Origin of the sequence: Anaeromyxobacter sp. PSR-1 (assembly GCF_000964525.1) — a bacterium.
In the GTDB taxonomy this organism is placed as follows: domain Bacteria; phylum Myxococcota; class Myxococcia; order Myxococcales; family Anaeromyxobacteraceae; genus Anaeromyxobacter.
In genome coordinates, this window is the sequence record NZ_BAZG01000091.1 from 1 (window position 1) to 16,147 (window position 16,147).

Annotated in this window: 19 protein-coding genes; 11 read left to right on the forward strand and 8 right to left on the reverse strand. The window is 75.1% G+C overall.

From position 1 onward, the window contains the following. The first annotated feature begins 151 nt into the window (after positions 1-151). Positions 152-1,273 carry a rod shape-determining protein RodA gene (gene rodA / locus PSR1_RS13960; RefSeq protein ID WP_059438132.1) on the forward strand — a complete coding sequence of 374 codons (1,122 nt, stop codon included), beginning with the start codon at positions 152-154 and terminating at the stop codon, positions 1,271-1,273. Positions 1,274-1,382: 109 nt separating this feature from the next. Here the strand turns inward: rodA and trxA are convergent, their stop codons facing one another. After that, entirely contained in the window at positions 1,383-1,712 is a 330-nt protein-coding gene (trxA, locus tag PSR1_RS13965) for a thioredoxin (protein ID WP_011421548.1), read from the reverse strand. A 144-nt stretch (positions 1,713-1,856) separates the two neighbouring features. On the opposite strand from trxA, the gene PSR1_RS13970 reads away from it, so the two are divergent. The 6 genes from PSR1_RS13970 to PSR1_RS13995 all read left to right on the forward strand — a co-directional run bounded on the left by PSR1_RS13970 (position 1,857) and on the right by PSR1_RS13995 (position 6,831). After that, the gene (locus PSR1_RS13970; RefSeq protein ID WP_059438133.1) at positions 1,857-2,318 is read left to right on the forward strand and encodes a hypothetical protein; all 462 of its coding nucleotides are present in this window, start codon (positions 1,857-1,859) and stop codon (positions 2,316-2,318) included. Between the two features lie 61 nt (positions 2,319-2,379). Further along, positions 2,380-3,234, forward strand: coding sequence for an inner membrane protein YpjD (locus PSR1_RS13975; protein WP_059438134.1), 855 nt, complete (start codon positions 2,380-2,382; stop codon positions 3,232-3,234). Then, a complete protein-coding gene (gene hemA, locus PSR1_RS13980) occupies positions 3,231-4,571 on the forward strand; it encodes a glutamyl-tRNA reductase (protein WP_059438135.1) in 1,341 nt (446 codons plus the stop codon). Before PSR1_RS13975 ends, hemA begins: the two co-directional genes overlap by 4 nt. A gap of 11 nt (positions 4,572-4,582) precedes the next feature. Then, a complete protein-coding gene (gene hemC / locus PSR1_RS13985; protein WP_059438136.1) occupies positions 4,583-5,527 on the forward strand; it encodes a hydroxymethylbilane synthase in 945 nt (314 codons plus the stop codon). 9 nt (positions 5,528-5,536) lie between these two features. Then, positions 5,537-6,331: a uroporphyrinogen-III synthase gene (locus PSR1_RS13990; RefSeq protein WP_059438137.1), complete on the forward strand. Its 795-nt coding sequence runs from the start codon at positions 5,537-5,539 to the stop codon at positions 6,329-6,331. Positions 6,332-6,354: 23 nt separating this feature from the next. Beyond that, entirely contained in the window at positions 6,355-6,831 is a 477-nt protein-coding gene (locus PSR1_RS13995) for a DUF4265 domain-containing protein (RefSeq protein WP_059438138.1), read from the forward strand. 28 nt (positions 6,832-6,859) lie between these two features. Here PSR1_RS13995 and truD read toward each other — a convergent pair whose 3' ends face one another. After that, positions 6,860-8,212, reverse strand: a complete 1,353-nt coding sequence (truD, locus tag PSR1_RS14000; protein WP_059438139.1) for a tRNA pseudouridine(13) synthase TruD — start codon at positions 8,210-8,212, stop codon at positions 6,860-6,862. Positions 8,213-8,335: 123 nt separating this feature from the next. Between truD and tatA the strand changes: the two genes are divergently transcribed. Further along, complete coding sequence (tatA, locus tag PSR1_RS14005) at positions 8,336-8,557, forward strand: twin-arginine translocase TatA/TatE family subunit (RefSeq protein WP_059438140.1); 222 nt, start codon at positions 8,336-8,338, stop codon at positions 8,555-8,557. A gap of 4 nt (positions 8,558-8,561) precedes the next feature. Here tatA and PSR1_RS14010 read toward each other — a convergent pair whose 3' ends face one another. Then, complete coding sequence (locus PSR1_RS14010) at positions 8,562-8,762, reverse strand: hypothetical protein (RefSeq protein WP_059438141.1); 201 nt, start codon at positions 8,760-8,762, stop codon at positions 8,562-8,564. A gap of 217 nt (positions 8,763-8,979) precedes the next feature. Here PSR1_RS14010 and PSR1_RS14015 point away from each other — a divergent pair, with 217 nt between their 5' ends. Together PSR1_RS14015 and PSR1_RS14020 are read left to right on the forward strand one after the other, a co-directional pair. After that, on the forward strand, positions 8,980-9,240 hold the full coding sequence (locus PSR1_RS14015) for a hypothetical protein (RefSeq protein WP_059438142.1): 261 nt from the start codon (positions 8,980-8,982) through the stop codon (positions 9,238-9,240). A 90-nt stretch (positions 9,241-9,330) separates the two neighbouring features. After that, the gene (locus tag PSR1_RS14020; RefSeq protein WP_059438143.1) at positions 9,331-10,098 is read left to right on the forward strand and encodes a PHP domain-containing protein; all 768 of its coding nucleotides are present in this window, start codon (positions 9,331-9,333) and stop codon (positions 10,096-10,098) included. A 223-nt stretch (positions 10,099-10,321) separates the two neighbouring features. On the opposite strand, the gene PSR1_RS14025 is transcribed toward PSR1_RS14020, so the two are convergent. After that, a complete protein-coding gene (locus tag PSR1_RS14025; protein WP_059438144.1) occupies positions 10,322-11,020 on the reverse strand; it encodes a hypothetical protein in 699 nt (232 codons plus the stop codon). A 58-nt stretch (positions 11,021-11,078) separates the two neighbouring features. Continuing rightward, a complete protein-coding gene (locus tag PSR1_RS14030; protein WP_059438145.1) occupies positions 11,079-11,264 on the reverse strand; it encodes an Em GEA1 (EM1) in 186 nt (61 codons plus the stop codon). A gap of 161 nt (positions 11,265-11,425) precedes the next feature. Here PSR1_RS14030 and PSR1_RS14035 point away from each other — a divergent pair, with 161 nt between their 5' ends. Further along, positions 11,426-13,213: an adenosylcobalamin-dependent ribonucleoside-diphosphate reductase gene (locus PSR1_RS14035; RefSeq protein WP_059438146.1), complete on the forward strand. Its 1,788-nt coding sequence runs from the start codon at positions 11,426-11,428 to the stop codon at positions 13,211-13,213. 100 nt (positions 13,214-13,313) lie between these two features. Here PSR1_RS14035 and PSR1_RS14040 read toward each other — a convergent pair whose 3' ends face one another. From PSR1_RS14040 to PSR1_RS14050, 3 genes are read right to left on the reverse strand one after another with little or no spacing between them, the layout of a single operon-like run. Next, complete coding sequence (locus PSR1_RS14040; protein ID WP_059438147.1) at positions 13,314-13,766, reverse strand: hypothetical protein; 453 nt, start codon at positions 13,764-13,766, stop codon at positions 13,314-13,316. Further along, positions 13,763-14,587 (reverse strand): pyrroline-5-carboxylate reductase, encoded by an 825-nt coding sequence (gene proC / locus PSR1_RS14045; RefSeq protein WP_059438148.1) that lies wholly within the window; start codon positions 14,585-14,587, stop codon positions 13,763-13,765. The genes PSR1_RS14040 and proC overlap by 4 nt, the downstream gene beginning before the upstream one ends. A gap of 15 nt (positions 14,588-14,602) precedes the next feature. Continuing rightward, positions 14,603-16,093 (reverse strand): FAD-dependent oxidoreductase, encoded by a 1,491-nt coding sequence (locus tag PSR1_RS14050; protein WP_059438149.1) that lies wholly within the window; start codon positions 16,091-16,093, stop codon positions 14,603-14,605. Positions 16,094-16,147: the final 54 nt, after the last annotated feature.

Sequence of the window (16,147 nt, forward strand, 5' to 3'; positions counted from 1 at the left end):
GAGGACGCGGCCGAGCGGGCCGGGCCGGCGCAGGGGCCGGCGCCCGAGGCGGCGCCGCCCGCCGCGCCGCCGGCGGCGCCGCCGCCGGGGACGATCGAGCCGGCCAGGCTGGGCGCGCGCGGCGCGTCCGCCGCCGTGCCGGGGGTGGACCGTGGCGCCTGACGTCTCGCTCGCGGCCACGCCGCACCGGCGCGTGTTCGCGCACTTCCCCTGGCACCTCGCGCTGATCGTCCTGTCCATCTCGGCGATCGGGATCTGGAACCTCTCCTCCGCCTCGCGCAGCGCGCACGCGCCGGTCTGGATCTCGCAGACCTGGTGGATGGGCGCCGGCGCGGTGCTGGCGCTCGCCATCACGCTGGTGGACCACCGCGCGTTCCACCGCATGGCCTGGGTGTTCTACGCCGTCGTGCTGGTGCTGCTCGTGCTGGTGATGGTGAAGGGGCGCTACGTGATGGGCGCCCGGCGCTGGCTGACCATCGGCCCGGTGAACTTCCAGCCCTCGGAGCTGGCGAAGCTGTCGGTGGCGCTCGCGCTGGCGAGCTTCTTCGCGTCGGACGCGGAGCGGCGGAAGGACGGCTACGGGCTGCTGCGCCTGGTCGTGCCGATGCTGATCGCGCTCGTCCCGGCGGTGCTCATCCTGAAGCAGCCGGACCTGGGCACCGCGCTCATCGTGCTGTCGGTCGGCTTCACCCAGATCCTGTTCGCGAAGGTGCGCTGGAAGACGCTGGCGCTGCTGGCGGGCGTGGCGGTGGTCGGGTCGGTGCTCGTCTACCCGCACCTGAAGCCGTACCAGAAGAAGCGCGTCGAGACGTTCATCAACCCGGAGGCGGACGCGCTCGGCGCGGGCTACCACGCCACCCAGTCGATGATCGCGGTGGGCTCGGGGCAGGGGCTGGGGAAGGGCTGGGGGCAGGGCACGCAGACGTACCTGTCGTTCCTCCCGGAGCAGCACACCGACTTCATCTTCTCGGTGTGGGCCGAGGAGCACGGGTTCGTGGGCTGCCTGCTCCTGCTCGCGCTCTACTTCGCGCTGGTGACGAGCGCGATGGACGTCGCCGGGAACGCGCGCGACCGGTTCGGCCACTTCCTGGCGGTGGGGCTCACCGGGATGCTGTTCTGGCACGTCGCCATCAACATCGGGATGGTGATCGGCCTGCTGCCGGTGGTGGGGGTGACGCTCCCGCTGATGAGCTACGGCGGGTCGAGCGTGATCGTCATCTACAGCGGGATCGGCCTGCTCGCGAACGTCGGGATGCGGCGGTTCGTGAACTGAGGGTGACGCCTGCCGCGCCTCCGGCGGCCGGCGCGACACCTTGCCGCACCCGCCGCCCGGTCGCACCGCCCGCGGCCCGCCGTGGCGGCCGCGAGCGGGCGGCGGTCGCCTAGCCGATCGCCTTCTTGACGCTGTCCTCGAGGCGCGTCTTGTCCGCGCCGATGACGGTGTCCACCACGCGGCCGCCCTTGAACACGAGCAGCGTGGGGATCGAGCGGATGCCGTACTGCTGCGGCACGCCCTGGTGCTGGTCCACGTCCATCTTGGCGACCTTCAGCTTGCCCTTGTAGCGGGCGGCCAGATCGTCGACGACGGGCGCGATCGCCTTGCAGGGGCCGCACCACACCGCCCAGAAGTCCACGAGCACGGGGGTGTCGCTCTTCAGCACCTCCTGCTCGAAGGTGGAGTCCTGCAGCACTACGACGTCGTTCGAGGCCATGGAATCTCCCGATGTCCGAAGTTGGCGCGAGTCATATCCGCGCGCTCCGAGGCTGGCAAGCGGCGAGGCGGGCGTGCTAATTTCCGGCTCCGCCGTGCGCGCCTCCGCGCCGCGGCGAGCGGGATCCGCGGAACGGAACGGCGCATGGCAGGTCTCCTCTTCGTCACCCAGTCGATGCTCGACAGCTGGGCCGAACAGGGGCGCATCGACTTCGTCGGCAACGTGATGACCCTCCTGGCGGGAGAAGGAAAGGGGCGCAGCTACGCGCTCGAGCCCGCGCTGCGGTTCATGGCGGTGCTGGGCGCGGAGCGCGATCCGCACGGGCTCCTCCACAAGGTGAAGACGGCGGCGCAGCTGCGCGAGCTGGGCGCCGAGCCGGTGAACGACTCCTGCATCCTGGGCGACGTCGCCTACGAGGTGCAGCCCGGGTTCCTCGCGGAGGCAGCGGCGCTGCAGGCCGCCGTCGCCGCGCCGGGCGGGCGGCCGCGCGCCGGCGCGCAGGGCGGGGCGGCGGGCGGGGGGAAGGCCCCGCTGCCGCGCGAGCTGGAGGAACGTCGGAAGGAGGCGGAGGCCCTCGCCCGTTTCCTGCTGGAGAACCTGTCTTGACCGGAGCCTCGGCCGGAGAGCGCGCGACGACGGCCCGGCCGTCCGCCGCGGGGAAGCGACCATGAGCGTCATCATCCTGCGCGTCGCCGCCGCAATGTACGCGGCGGCCGCCACGTCCTACATCGTGTACTTCGCCCGCCCCCGCCTGGCCCGCGCCGCCACCGCCGGCTACTGGCTGCTCGCGGCCGCGTTCGCCATCCACGCCGCCGCCATCGGGGTGGGCTGCGCCGAGTTCGGCGGCCGCGAGTTCTTCAGCCTGCGCGGGGGGCTGGTCCTGATGGTGTGGCTGCTGGCGGGCGCGTACCTCGTGCTCCAGCGCCGCTACCACCTGCCGACCGTGGGCGCGTTCATCACGCCGCTCATCCTGATGGTGCTGCTGCCGGCGATGTTCGGCGATCCGGGCCACCCCGGCGTGCCGCCCGAGACCCTGCGGCAGAAGTCGGTGACCATCCACATCCTCACCGCGGGCCTGGGCGTGGCGCTCTTCGGCCTCGCGTTCGCGGTGGCGCTCATGTACCTGCTGCAGGAGCGCGAGGTGAAGGGCAAGCGCTTCGGCGCCCTCTTCTCCCGCCTGCCCTCGCTCGACGCCCTGGACAAGCTCAACCAGCGGCTGGTGCGCGCCGGCTTCGTCTCGTACACCGTCGCGCTCGTCGCCGGGACGATCACCGCCACCGCGATCTGGAAGAGCCCCTGGTCCTGGGACCCGCAGCAGATCATCTCCGTGGGCGTGTGGATCCTGTACGGCGCCATGGTGCAGCTCCGCCACACCGGCTGGCACGGCCGCCGGTACGCGCTCCTCACCCTGGTCGGGTTCGTGGTGGTGCTGGGCTCGATGGTGACCCTGAGGACCGTGCCGGGCGTCACGCGCCACGCCGGGGACTACGCGGGGTCGGCCCACACCGGAGGGGCGCAGTGAACGGCGACCGCCGCCTCTTCCTGGTCGGGCTCTCGCACAAGAGCGCGCCCATCGACGTCCGCGAGCGCGTGGCGCTGACCGGCGACGCGCTCAAGGCGGCGCTGTGCGAGCTGAAGGCGATGGAGGGCGTCTCCGAGGCGCTGGTGGTCTCCACCTGCAACCGGGTGGAGGTGTTCGTCCACTCCGAGCGGCCCGACGCCGCCCGCCGGTTCTTCACCGAGCGCTCGCCCGCGGCGGGCGACCACCTCTACGCGAAGGACGGGGTGGAGGCGGTCCGGCACCTGTTCCGCGTCGCCGCCAGCCTCGACTCGATGGTGGTCGGCGAGCAGCAGATCCTCGGCCAGGTGAAGGAGGCCTACGGGCTCGCGAGCGCCGCGTCGGCGGCCGGCTCCTACCTCTCGCGCCTGTGCAACCGCGCGTTCGCGACCGCGAAGCGGGTGCGCACCGAGACCGAGATCGGCCGCGGCGCCACCAGCATGTCGCAGGTGGCGGTCGAGCTGGTGGAGAAGATCTTCGGGCGGCTGGAGGGCCGCGCCATCCTGCTGGTGGGCGCCGGGAAGATGGGCGCGCTCTCGGCCAAGGCGCTGGCGGTGCTCGGCGCGGATCGCATCCTCGTCACCAACCGGTCCCCCGAGCGCGGCCTCGCGCTCGCCGCCCAGGTGAACGGCAGCTACCGCGGCTGGGAGGAGCTGCAGCGGCTCCTCGGCGAGGCCGACGTGGTGATCGTCTCGACCGGCGCGCCCACCTACGTGGTGACGCGCGAGTCGGTGCAGGCCGCCATGAAGGCGCGGCGCCGCCGCTCCATCTGCCTCATCGACCTGGCGGTGCCGCGCAACGTGGACCCCGCCTGCGCCGAGCTCTCCGACGTCTACGCCTACGACGTGGACGACATGGAGCGCGTCGTCGCGACCAGCAAGCAGGCGCGGCAGGAGGAGGCGATCCGCGCGGAGGCGATCGTGGAGGCCGAGGTGATGGCCTTCGCGAAGGAGCGCGAGGCGCGCGCCGCGCTGCCGGTGCTGGCGCAGCTCCGGCGGCACGCCGAGCGGATCGCCCGGGCCGAGGCGGAGCGCACGCTCGCGCAGGTCGGCGGGAAGCTGGACGACAAGGGCCGCAAGAGCGTCGAGGCCATGGCCCAGGCCATCGTGAACAAGCTCCTCCACGGGCCGACCTCGCGCCTGAAGGAGGCGGCCTCCTCCGGCGACAGCGCGCTCCCGGGCGCCGCCGCGGAGCTGTTCGGGATCGAGAACGAGCCGGCCGGCGGGGAACGGCGGGAGGGCGGGGCCGAGGGCGCCGCCGCCGCGCCGGGCGCCGGGCCGGTCCGCAGCCAGGGAACATGAACGGAGACAGGATGATCCGCATCGCGACGCGCCGCAGCCCCCTCGCCAAGTGGCAGGCGAACCACGTGTCCCAGCTCCTCCGCGACCGCGAGCCGGGGCTCGAGGTCCGGCTCCACGAGCTGGTCACCCGGGGTGACAAGATCCTCGAGGTCCCGCTCGCCGACGTCGGCGGGAAGGGGCTGTTCGTGAAGGAGATCGAGGACGCGCTCCTCAACCGTGACGCCGAGGTGGCGGTCCACTCGATGAAGGACCTGCCCGCCGTGCTCGCGCCGGGCCTGGTGCTCGCGGCGGTGCCGCAGCGCGAGGACCCGCGCGACGCGCTCTGCTCGCCGCGCTGGAAGACGCTCGCCGCGCTGCCCAAGGGCGCGCGGGTGGGCACCTCCAGCCTGCGCCGCTCGGCGCAGCTCAAGGCGCTCCGCCCCGATCTCCAGATGGAGATGGTGCGCGGCAACGTGGAGACGCGCCTCCGCAAGGCGTCGGAGGGGCTGGACGCGGTGGTGCTCGCCTACGCCGGCCTGCGCCGGCTGGGCCTCGCCGAGCACGCCACCTACGTGTTCCCGCCCGAGGAGATGCTGCCGGCGGTGGCCCAGGGCGCGCTGGCGCTGGAGGCGCGCGCCGACGACGAGGCGACGCTGAAGCGGCTCGCCGCGCTGGAGGATCCGGAGACGCGCGTCCGCATCGAGGCGGAGCGCGGGTTCCTCGCCCGCATCGAGGGCGGCTGCCAGGTGCCCATCGCCGGCCACGCCACGCTCGCCGGCGGCAAGATCACGGTGCGCGCGCTGGTCGCCTCGCTCGACGGCACCCGGGTGATCCGCGGCGAGCGGACCGGCGCGTACGCCGAGGCGCGCGCGCTCGGCGAGTCGCTGGCCGAGGAGCTGCTCTCGCGCGGCGCCGACCAGATCCTGCGCGAGACCGAGGGCAAGGCGCCCGGGCTCGCCGCGCCGAAGCGCGGGTAGGGGGGCGCGGTGCCTGCCGCGCCCGCGCGGCCGCTGGCCGGCCGCACCGTGGTGGTGACCCGGGGCAAGGGCTCCGAGGGCAAGGACGCGCTCGCGGCCCGGCTCGAGGAGCTGGGCGCGGAGGTGCGCGCGCTGCCGTCGATCGCGTTCGCGCCGCCGGCCGATCCCGCCCCGCTCGACGCCGCGCTGCGCGCCCTCGAGCGCTTCGACTGGGCGGTGTTCACCAGCGCCAACGCGGTGGACCGGACGGTGGAGCGGCTGCGCGCGCTCGGCCTCGATCCGGCCGCCCTGGGCCGGCTCCGGCTCGCCGCGGTCGGGCCGGCCACCGCCGACCGGCTCGCCGCGCTGGTGCGCGCGCCGGACGTGGTGCCGGACGAGGCGAAGGGGGACGTGCTCGCGCGCACGCTGGGAGAACAGGTGCGCGGCCGGCGGGTGCTGTTCCCGCGTCCGGCCGAGGGGCGGCCCGAGACGGTCGCGGGGCTGCTCGCCGCCGGCGCCGAGCTGACCGCGGTGGAGGCGTACCGCACGGTGCCCGCGCCCCCGGAGGCGCTCGAGCGCCTGGCGGGCTGGCTCGCCGCGGGCGAGGTGGCGGCGGTGGCGTTCGCGTCGCCGTCGGCGGTGGCGGCCGTGATCGGCACGCTGGGCGCCCGGGCGGCCCTCCTCCGAGGGGTGCTGGTCGCGGCGATCGGCCCCACCACGGCGGACGCCCTGCGCGAGGCGGGGCTCCCCGTGGGCGCCGTCCCGGCGCACTACACCGGCCGGGACCTCGCGGAGGCCATCGCCGCGCGGCTCGGGCCCGGGTAGATTCGCTCGGGGGTGCCGCGTCGATGACCGTCGAGCTCGAGGCCGCCGAGGGGCTGGTGCGGGTCCGCGTCCCGCTGGAGCGGGCGCCCGGGGAGCCCGGGCCCGCCGAGGACTGGATCTGGGCGGAGCCGCTCGGCAGCGGCCGGTTCCGGGTGGAGAGCTGCCCGTTCTTCGCCTACGGCGTGTCGCGGGACGACGTGGTGAGCGCCGCCGGGGCGGAGGGCGAGGAGAGCCCGCGCCTCCAGGACGTGGTGGAGAAGGGCGGCCACCGCACGCTCCGCCTGGCGCTGGACCCGGGCGCGGAGCTCGGCGCGCGCCCGGTGCAGGGGCTGCTGGAGCGGCTGCTCGAGGTGGGCTGCACGCACGAGCTGCTGCGCCCGAAGCTCGTCGCCATCGACGTGCCGCCCGAGGCCGACCTGACGCTGGTCGCCGAGCTGCTGCAGGAGCGGGCGCGCGAGGGCACGCTGCTGTGGGAGTGGGCGGACCCGATGCCGTGCTGAGCGGTGCGGGCGGCTCGCCCGCGCCGGGCTAGCGCCCCTTCCGCGCGGCGGCGCGGCGCTCGGCGCGCGCGGCCTTCTCGTCCCGCTTGCGGGCCAGGAAGCCCTTCCGCGCGGCCGGCGGCGCCTCCGCGGGCGCCCGTGCCGCCTCCGGCGCGGCGCGCGTGGCGGGCGCGGGCGCCCGGGAGCGCACGCCCTCTCGCGCGCGGCGCGGCTCGAGCGTCCAGTGGAACAGCCGCTTCACCACCAGCGTGGCGTAGGCGCCCGGTGGCAGCGTGAACGCGACGTTCACCCGGAACCGATCTCGGTTCAGCTCGTCCGGGCGCGCCTCGCCGACCGCGAGGCGGCCGGGGAACGAGAAGAGCGGCCGCTCCTCGGGATCGAAGTGGATCTCCGGCGTCCCGGGCACCGCCAGGTCGGCGAGCCCCATGTCCTCGCGGCCGAGCACCGAGAGCGCGGCCCGCTCCACCGCCGGATCGTCGAAGCGGGTGGTGGGCGCGAGCAGCGGAAACGTCTTCGACGAGAGCAGCCGCACGAGCGGCGCGTCCAGCTCGCGCGGGAACAGGAGCGACCCGGCCTGGTAGCGCAGGGACACGAGCCGCCCGATCCCCACCACCTCGCGCAGGTACTGCTTCACGCCCTCGTTCCAGAGCCAGCTCTGGTAGGCGAACACCTGCAGCGCGCGCCAGCGCGGCTCGGTGCGGAGCAGCGCGCCCCGGTAGTCCTCCGGGTGGTCGCGCAGCCACTTCACGACGGCCTGGTAGCGCTCGGCGCCCGGGTGCGGGTTGCGCCGGTCCCACTCGCCCCAGTGCTCCTTCCAGAACGCCTTCACCTTCGCGTCGCCGGACTGGTCGAGCTCGCTCGGGCGCGCCAGGACGTTGCGCAGCGCGATCTCGAAGTCGCCGCGCATCAGGTCCTTCACGATGAAGCCCTGGCCGTGCTTCAGCGAGCCGAACCGCTGCGAGTCGAAGTAGTTCACCACGCCGAGCCGGCGGACCTCGGCGACCGACGCGGGCAGGCGCGCCACGTCGTCCTCGCCGAGGTCGCGCACCGTCACCGCGAAGCGGTTGGAGGTGGTGTTCGCGGCGGAGAGCGGCGTGCGGCTCCGGCCGAGCAGCTTGAGGCGCAGGTCGGTGTCCTGCAGCTCGAGCTCGCGGCGCTCGACGGCCACGAGCTGGGTGGTGCGCCCCTGCTTGTCCTTCAGGCCGCAGTAGCTCACCGACGCCCTGGGGATCTTGAAGCGCGCGCAGATGCGATCGACCGCCTCGAAGGTCGACAGCTTCTGCTTGTCCATCAGGTAGACGAACCAGGCGCCGCGGGGGTCCTCGTCGAACTTCCAGGACTCCGTCACCTGGAAGTCCTCCGGTCGCTGCTTGAGCCTCATGGGCGCTCCGTATCACGCGCGGGCCGCGGGGTGGGGGTCGAACGGAAGGGGCGCGCGCTGCGGCGCTGGCGCGCCGGCCCGAACGAGTGTATCGAAAGCGCCGGGAGCGGGTGGGAGCGCGCGATGGGAGAGCTGGGAATGGGCGAGCTGCTGATCATCCTGGTCGTGGTGGTGCTGCTCTTCGGGACGAAGAAGCTGCCCCAGCTCGGCGAAGGGCTCGGCAAGGCGATCCGGAACTTCAAGGCCGCCGCCAGCGGCAACGAGGAGGCGCCCGCCGGCCCGCCCGCCGCGCAGCCGAGGGAGCTGCCGCGCCCGCCCGAGCCGCCCGCCGGCGGCCCGGCGTAGCGCGCTAGGCCGGCGCCTGCGCCTCGCGCGGCCGGTAGAAGATCACGATGCTCAGGCAGTGGAACTCGTCGTCGCTCGACTGGGTGACGACGCGGTCCACCACCTCGACGTCGTTGGACCGCAGCCAGCGCGTGACGGTCTCGCCGAGCTCCTCGCGCTCCTTCGCCTTCGTGGCGGAGAAGACCTTCACGCCCGTGAAGTGCATCGCGCTCTCCCGTTCCCCGGCACGCAACACCCTCGCCCCCGCCGGCGCGTAATCCCCCGTCAGGTTGTGCCAGACGCCCATGCCGGTGTCAAACCTGCGACCGCTCCAAGCTGCGAGCGTTCCTCGCGCTTTTTCGATCGCCCCGCGCGCGACCGGTTCCGCCGGCGCGGCGGGTCCCTAGATTTCGTCGCGCGGCGGCGCGGGGACGGAGGCGGACATGGCGGGCGCGAAGAAGGGGCACGCGGTGGACTTCATCAACCGGATCCGGACGATGGAGTCCGCGGACCTCAACGCGCTCATCGTGCGCGAGGCGGGCGAGGAGCTGGCGCAGTTCTTCCTCTCGTACAGCGCGAGCCTCATCTCGCGGGATCCCGAGCGCGCCATCGAGAACACCTCGAGCCTGATGCTGATGGGATACCTGATCCGCGCGGCCGAGGAGCGGCGTGCGCCGGCGCCGCGCGAGTCCGCGCTCGCCTGAACGGGCGTGGGCGCGGGGCGCCGCGTCCTTCAAAAGCCGCGCGGCGCGTGCTAAGGCACCCGGGACCGATCCGCACCCCGGGGCGACCCCATGCTCATCGACCTGCACGTCCACAGCCACCACACCCGCGGTTGCGCGCTCGCGCCGCGGGACGTGGTGCGCCGGGCCCGGGAGGCCGGCCTGGACGGCGTGGCCTTCACCGACCACGACACGCTCGAGGGCCTGGAGGAGATCCGGGCGGCGGCGCGGGACGAGGGGCTGCTCGCGCTGTGCGGCGTGGAGGTGACCACCGATCGCGGCCACTTCCTCTGCTTCTTCCCCGACCCCGCCGCGGTGCCGGCGCCCGTCCAGCTGTTCGGCGCGGCCCGGCCCTGGCCGGTGCGCGAGGTGCTCGCGCGCGTGCGGCAGCTGGGCGGCGCGGTGGTGGCGGCCCACCCCTACGACAAGACCGTCGAGCGGCCCTGCGGCGACGTGGTGTTCACGCTCGACGGCCTGTCCGCCATCGAGGGGCTGAACGCCCGGCGCAAGGGGCCCGCCAACGACCTCGCCATCGAGGCCGCGGATCACATGAGCCTGCCGTGCACCGGCGGCTCCGGCGCGCACGAGCTCGCCGAGATCGGGAAGGCCGCGACGCTGTTCCGCGACCCGGTGGCGAGCGAGGCGGACGTGGTCCGGCAGCTCCGCGCCGGGACCGTCTACTGCGTCGCCGCGGGCGTGACCCCCTCCGAGCCGGATCGCGCGCCGCGCGATCGCGGCGGCGAGCGGGGCGACCGCGGTGAGCGCGGCGACCGGGGCGGCCACCGCGGCGGGCACGGCCGCGGCCGTGGCGGGCACGGCGGCGGACACGGCCGGCGGTAGGCGTCGGCCGCCGGTGGCTCAGCCGAGCCGTTTCACGCTGCGCGAGCGTCTCGATCCGAGCCGGAGCCAGTCCACCGCGCTCGGCTTGGCGACAGGGCTCACCGCTCGCAGTTCGACAGGCTCACTGCGAGCGGCGCCTCGCCCTGAGGCCGCTCGGCCCCGCGAGGCTGCGAGCAGCACCGCCCGCGACCCCGCCGGACCCTCGCAGCCAGAGCCGGACGCCCTACCGCTGCTTCACCAGCCGCTCGACCCGGTCGTCGCGCAGGAACGCGCGGCGCTTGCCCTCGGCCCAGGACCACTCCTCGGTGCCGGCGGGCCGGTCGATGCGCTTCCGCTCGGGCACGCCCCACGCCATCTCCAGCGCGCGCGCGCTCATGCCCTCGAGCGCCTCCTTGCGCATGACGGCCTGCCGGTGCTCGGGCGGCAGCGCCGCGAAGACCGGGCTCGGGTCGTCGGCGGTGAGCAGCCGCTCCAGCTCGCCGCGGACGTCCTCCAGGCTGGCGGCGGTCTGCGAGAGCACGATCACGTGCGGGCGCGCGTCGCCGGCGACCTTCACGTACGCCCACGGGTGGTAGCGGGGCGTGGTGACGACGCGCTGCGAGATCATCCAGCCGGTCGGCACCTCGATCTCGTCCACCCGCACCGGCGTGCCGGGGGGCAGCACGCGCTCGGCGGGCGGCGGCGCGATGGGCTCGCCGCCGGGGGTCTCCACCAGGTCCAGCTCGGCGGGCGGTGCGTCGGAGAGGAACACCTTGCCGGTGTCGCCCCACAGCGGCCCTGCATAGGCGGCCACGCGCAGGTAGCGCTGGGCGCCGTCGAGGGCGCGCGAGATGCGCTCGCGCTCGGCGTCGGGGATGGTGGCGCGGGGGGCGCACGCCGCGAGGGCGAGCAGGGCGAGGGAGAGGGAGAGGGCGCGTCGCATGCGCCCTTTCTCGCACCGGTCGGGATGGCCCGCAAGCGTGCGCTCCGCGGCGCGCCCCTCACTTCCGCTCGGCCTGCTTGCCCTCCTCGATGAGCTCGCGCACGCGCTGCCCGCCCTTGTGGCCCAGCTCCGCGTAGCCCTTCGAGCCCAGCTGCTCCTTCCGCGCCTCGCCGCCGAGGCGGCCCGCCTCGCGCACCGTCATGCCCCCGCCGTTCCGGCGCTGCGCCCTGTCCTTGTCGTCCATCCTTGCCTCCTGCACGCGTGAAGCGGCCTCGCCGCGGAGCGAATCTGGGAGCCCCCCGCAGGTGCGGCAAGGGCGCGCGCCTCCTTCCGGCGCGGGACCGGCCGGGCCCCCGGCGCGCCTGCCCCCGGCGGCGGGCCCGCCATCCGGCTAAATTCCCCCTCATGGTCCAGCTCGGCGAGAACGCCCGGCACGTGCTCGAGCGGCGCTACCTGCTCCGCGACGAGGGCGGGCAGGTGATCGAGACGCCCGAGGCGATGTTCCGCCGGGTGGCCCAGGCGGTGGCGGCGGCCGAGGCCCCGGCGGCGCGGGCGCTCTGGGCGGAGCGGTTCGAGGCCCGGATGACGGCGCTGGAGCTCCTGCCGAACTCGCCCACGCTCATGAACGCCGGGCGGGCGCACGGCCAGCTCGCCGCCTGCTTCGTGCTGCCGGTGGACGACGACCTCGCGGCCATCTTCGACGCGCTGAAGTGGGCGGCGCTCATCCACCAGTCCGGCGGCGGCACCGGGTTCTCCTTCTCCCGGCTGCGGCCGCGCGGCGACGTGGTGAAGACCACGCACGGCGTCGCCAGCGGGCCGGTGTCGTTCATGCGCGTCTACGACGCCGCCACCGAGATCATCAAGCAGGGCGGCGTGCGGCGCGGCGCGAACATGGCGGTGCTCGCCGCCGACCACCCGGACGTGCTCGAGTTCGTGGACGCGAAGCGCGCCGCCGGGCTCGAGAACTTCAACATCTCGGTGGCGGCGCCGGACGCGCTGTTCCAGGCGGCCGCGCGCGGCGCGCCGTGGGCGCTGCGGCACCCGCGCGGCGGCGCGGTGGTGCGCGAGGTGGACGCGGCCGCGCTCCTCGAGCGCATCGCCGCGTCGGCGTGGGCCTCGGGCGAGCCGGGGCTCGTGTTCCTCGACCGCGTGGAGGCGGCCAACCCCACGCCGGACCTGGGCCGGTTCGAGGCGGTGAACCCGTGCGGCGAGCAGCCGCTCCTGCCGTTCGAGGCCTGCACGCTCGGCTCGGTGAACCTGGCGCGCTTCGAGCGGGGAGGGCGGGTGGACTGGGAGCGGCTCGGCGCCTGCGTGCGCGAGGGCGTGCGGCTCCTCGACGACGTGCTCGAGGTGAACGTCTGGCCGCTGCCGCAGATCGCGGAGATCTCCCGGCGCAACCGGAAGATCGGCCTCGGGGTGATGGGCTGGGCGGACCTGCTCGTCGCGCTCGGGGTCCCGTACGACGCGCCGGAGGCGCTGGCGCTCGCCGGCGAGGTGATGGGGTTCGTGCAGCGCGAGGCGCACGCGGCGAGCGAGGCGCTGGCCGCCGAGCGCGGGGCGTTCCCGGGCTTCGCGAGCAGCGCGCCCGCGCGCGCCGGCGGCCGCCCCCGCCGCAACGCCACCGTCACCACCATCGCGCCCACCGGCACGCTCGCCATCATCGCGGGCTGCTCGTCGGGCATCGAGCCGCTCTTCGCGCTCACCTACGTGCGGCACGCGCTCGGCGACGCGGCGCTGCCGGAGGAGCACCCGGCGCTCGGGCGCGCGCTGCACGCCGCGGGGGCCGAGGCGGCGCTGCCGGCGGTGCGCGCGGCCGGCCGGGCGCGCGGCGTGGCCGGCGTCCCGGAGGCGGTGGCGCGGGTCTTCGCCACCGCGCACGACGTGGCGCCGGACGCGCACGTGCGCATGCAGGCCGCCTTCCAGCGCCACGTGGACAACGGGGTCTCGAAGACCATCAACCTGCCGCGGACCGCCTCGGTCGAGGACGTGGCGGGCGCCTACCGCCTCGCGTTCGAGCTGGGCTGCAAGGGCATCACCGTCTACCGCGACGGCTCGCGGGAGAAGCAGGTGCTGGTGAGCGGCGCCACGCGCAACGGCGAGCTGTGCCCGCAGTGCGAGGGGCCGGTGTCGCTCTCCGGCGGCTGCCGCACCTGCCCGCGCTGCGGCTGGGGCAGCTGCGAGACGGTGATATGACGGCGCTGCGCCCCGCCCCACGGAGCGGAGCTCCGCGGGGCCCCACCTTGCTTCGCGGGTCCCGTGACCTCGCGCGCCCGCCTTCGCGGGCGATCGCGGATCAGGGACCGCCGTTCCTCGGCGGCTGCCCGGCGCAGCGGCCGCGTTGATCCGGCCGCGCGCTGGGCACGCCCAGCTCGGCGTCGATGCCGCGGATCAGCCGGTCCTGCATGGCGCAGAGCGCCTTCGGCCCGCCGAGCGCCAGGAACGACTCCAGCAGGCTCACCTGGTACCCGCTGCCGGAGCGCTCGAGCTGGATCGTCACCTGCGCGCTGCGCGTGCCCACGTCGGCGGGGAAGCAGGAGAGCAGCACCGGGCCGGAGCCGTCGCGGCACTCCATCCGGTCGGTCGCGACCACGTCGCGGATGGCGCGGGCGATCCGGTACTGCTGCGCGTCGGCGACCGCGCCCGGCTCGGAGGGCGGGGGATCGACGCGCAGCACCGCGCCCGCGGTGGTGCGGCAGGCCGAGAGCGAGAGCACGGCGGCGATCGCCGCCAGCCGGAGGCGGGTCACTTGGCCGCCTTCTCGCCCAGCTCGCGCGAGCGGCGGGTGGCGGCCTCCACCGCGGCGATGAGCGCGGCGCGCAGCCCGCCCACCTCCAGCGCGTGGACGCCGGCGATGGCGGTGCCGCCCGGGCTGGTCACCTGGTCCTTGAGGCGCCCGGGGTGCTCGCCGGTCTCGAGGACGAGCTTCGCCGAGCCGAGCACCGTCTGCGCCGCGAGCGCCATCGCCACCGGCCGCGCCAGGCCGACCTTCACGCCGCCGTCGGCCAGCGCCTCGATGGCGAGGAACACGAACGCCGGGCCGGAGCCGGAGAGCCCGGTCACCGCGTCGAGCAGCGGCTCCTCCACCACCTCGGTGGTGCCGACCGACTGGAACAGCGCGCGCGCCTGCTCCAGGTCGGCGTCGGTGGCGTGGGCGCCGCGGGCCAGCGCCGTCGCGCCCGCGCCCACCAGCGCCGGCGTGTTCGGCATGACGCGGACGATGCGGACGCCGGCGCCGAGCTTGCGGGCGATGGCGAGGATGGGGATGCCGGCCGCGATGGAGACGACGAGCTTCCGGTGATCGATGGCCGGCGCGATCTCGACCAGCAGGGGGTCCATCGTCTGCGGCTTCACCGAGAGGACGACGATGTCGGCGCGCTCGGCCAGCGCGCGGTTGTCGCCGGAGGTCTCCACCCCGTAGCGCGCCTGGATCTCCGCGCGGCGCTCGGCGCGCGGCTCCGAGCAGAGGATCTCCTCGCGGGTGGCGGTGCCGGCGCGCAGCAGGCCCTTCACCAGGGCCTCGGCCATGTTCCCCGTCCCGAGGAACGCGATCTTCTTCCCGAGTGGCATCCGGGCAGATTACCGCTACCCGATGATGAAGTCCTCCCGGGCGACGGCGCCGGACTCGAATCGTCCCAGCGTGAAGCGCTCGAAGATCTCGTCCTTGCCCCGCCCGGCGAGCCAGTCGGCGTACCGCTCGGCCACCGCGGGCGCCATCATGAACCCGTGCCCGACGAAGCCGGAGCACTGGTGGAAGTTCTCGAAGCCGGCCGGGCCGAGCACCGGGTTGTTGTCCGGGGTGACGTCGTAGCAGCCCGCCCACTGCCGGATCACCTTCACCTCCGCGAGCCGGGGCACGGTCTCCACCGCCGCCCGCGCGAACCGGGCCAGGAAGCGCAGGGTCGAGCCCTGCACCACGCCCTCCGGCTCCTGGGGATCCCCCATGCCGCCCACGATCTCGCCGCGCTGCGACTGCGAGAAGTAGAGGCCGTTCCCCAGCACGGACACGAGCGGCCCGAGCCAGGGCTTGAGCGGCTCCGTCACCAGGATCTCGTGGCGGGTGGGGCGGTTCGGGAGCGAGACCCCGGCGAGCGCCGCCACGTCCCGCGACCAGGCGCCGGCCGCCACCACCACGAGCTCGCAGGCCACCCGGCCGCGATCGGTGCGCACCGCGGTCACCCGCGAGCCGGCGGTGTCGAAGCCGGTCACGCGGGTGAAGGTCCGGACCTTGGCGCCGAGCGCCTCGGCGCGCGACGCGTAGCCCCACAGGAACGGCCAGGGGAACACCACGCCGTCGTCCGGGTTCCAGGCGGCGGCGCGGAAGCGGCGCGGGTCCAGCTCCGGCACGACCTGCAGCGCCTCGTCCGGCCCGACCACCCGCGTGCGCAGCCCCTCGCGCCGGTGCAGCTCCGCGTTCCGCTCGATCCGCGAGACCTGCTCGGCGGTGGGCGCGAGGAACAGGTAGCCGCTGCGGCGGAACCAGACGTTGATGCCCATCTCCACCGCGAACCGGTCGCAGAGCTCGAGCGAGCGGCGGGCCAGGCGGATCATGGTGGGGGTGGTCCACTGCGCGCGGACCCCGCCGCCGTTCCGCCCGGAGGCGCCGGCGTTCAGGTAGCCCTGCTCCAGCACCAGCACGTCGCGCACGCCCCGCCGCGCCAGCTCGTACGCGATCGACAGCCCCTGGATGCCGCCGCCCACGATCACCACGTCGGCGCGGGCCGGGAGCGGATCCGGCTGCGGGTGCGCGGCCGGCGACGCCGCCGAGCCGTCCGGCGGCGGGAGCGGCACGCCGTCGTCGAGCGGCAGCCCGGCGGGATCCAGCGCGGCGAGCGCGCCGAGCGGCACCGGCTGCACCGGGGTGCGCGCGGTGAACGGCTGGATCTCCGCCGGCGTGGCGCCGAGCCGGAGCAGCTCCTGCGCGACCCGCGTCACGCAGGACTTGCCCTGGCACGGGCCGGTGCCGAGGCCGGTGACCCGCTTCACCGACTCGAGGTCGCGGTGGCCCGCCGCGAACGCGCGGCGCACCTCGTCCAGCGACACGTCCTCGCACGCGCAGACCAGCCGCTTACCCACGGGCCGCCTCCCCCGCGCGCCGCCCGGCCTCGGCCGCGCGCGCCGCGTCCATCG

What these genes read in the sequence shown, in the direction of transcription:
- truD (WP_059438139.1), bottom strand. Translation starts at nt 8,212, where the DNA reads ATGAGGCTCAAGCAGCGACCGGAGGACTTCCAGGTGACGGAGTCCTGG.
- PSR1_RS14035 (WP_059438146.1), top strand. Translation starts at nt 11,426, where the DNA reads ATGGTCCAGCTCGGCGAGAACGCCCGGCACGTGCTCGAGCGGCGCTAC.
- proC (WP_059438148.1), bottom strand. Translation starts at nt 14,587, where the DNA reads ATGCCACTCGGGAAGAAGATCGCGTTCCTCGGGACGGGGAACATGGCC.
- PSR1_RS13970 (WP_059438133.1), top strand. Translation starts at nt 1,857, where the DNA reads ATGGCAGGTCTCCTCTTCGTCACCCAGTCGATGCTCGACAGCTGGGCC.
- PSR1_RS14015 (WP_059438142.1), top strand. Translation starts at nt 8,980, where the DNA reads ATGGCGGGCGCGAAGAAGGGGCACGCGGTGGACTTCATCAACCGGATC.
- hemC (WP_059438136.1), top strand. Translation starts at nt 4,583, where the DNA reads ATGATCCGCATCGCGACGCGCCGCAGCCCCCTCGCCAAGTGGCAGGCG.
- trxA (WP_011421548.1), bottom strand. Translation starts at nt 1,712, where the DNA reads ATGGCCTCGAACGACGTCGTAGTGCTGCAGGACTCCACCTTCGAGCAG.
- tatA (WP_059438140.1), top strand. Translation starts at nt 8,336, where the DNA reads ATGGGAGAGCTGGGAATGGGCGAGCTGCTGATCATCCTGGTCGTGGTG.
- PSR1_RS14025 (WP_059438144.1), bottom strand. Translation starts at nt 11,020, where the DNA reads ATGCGACGCGCCCTCTCCCTCTCCCTCGCCCTGCTCGCCCTCGCGGCG.
- PSR1_RS14010 (WP_059438141.1), bottom strand. Translation starts at nt 8,762, where the DNA reads ATGCACTTCACGGGCGTGAAGGTCTTCTCCGCCACGAAGGCGAAGGAG.
- PSR1_RS13995 (WP_059438138.1), top strand. Translation starts at nt 6,355, where the DNA reads ATGACCGTCGAGCTCGAGGCCGCCGAGGGGCTGGTGCGGGTCCGCGTC.
- PSR1_RS14020 (WP_059438143.1), top strand. Translation starts at nt 9,331, where the DNA reads ATGCTCATCGACCTGCACGTCCACAGCCACCACACCCGCGGTTGCGCG.
- PSR1_RS14030 (WP_059438145.1), bottom strand. Translation starts at nt 11,264, where the DNA reads ATGGACGACAAGGACAGGGCGCAGCGCCGGAACGGCGGGGGCATGACG.
- PSR1_RS13975 (WP_059438134.1), top strand. Translation starts at nt 2,380, where the DNA reads ATGAGCGTCATCATCCTGCGCGTCGCCGCCGCAATGTACGCGGCGGCC.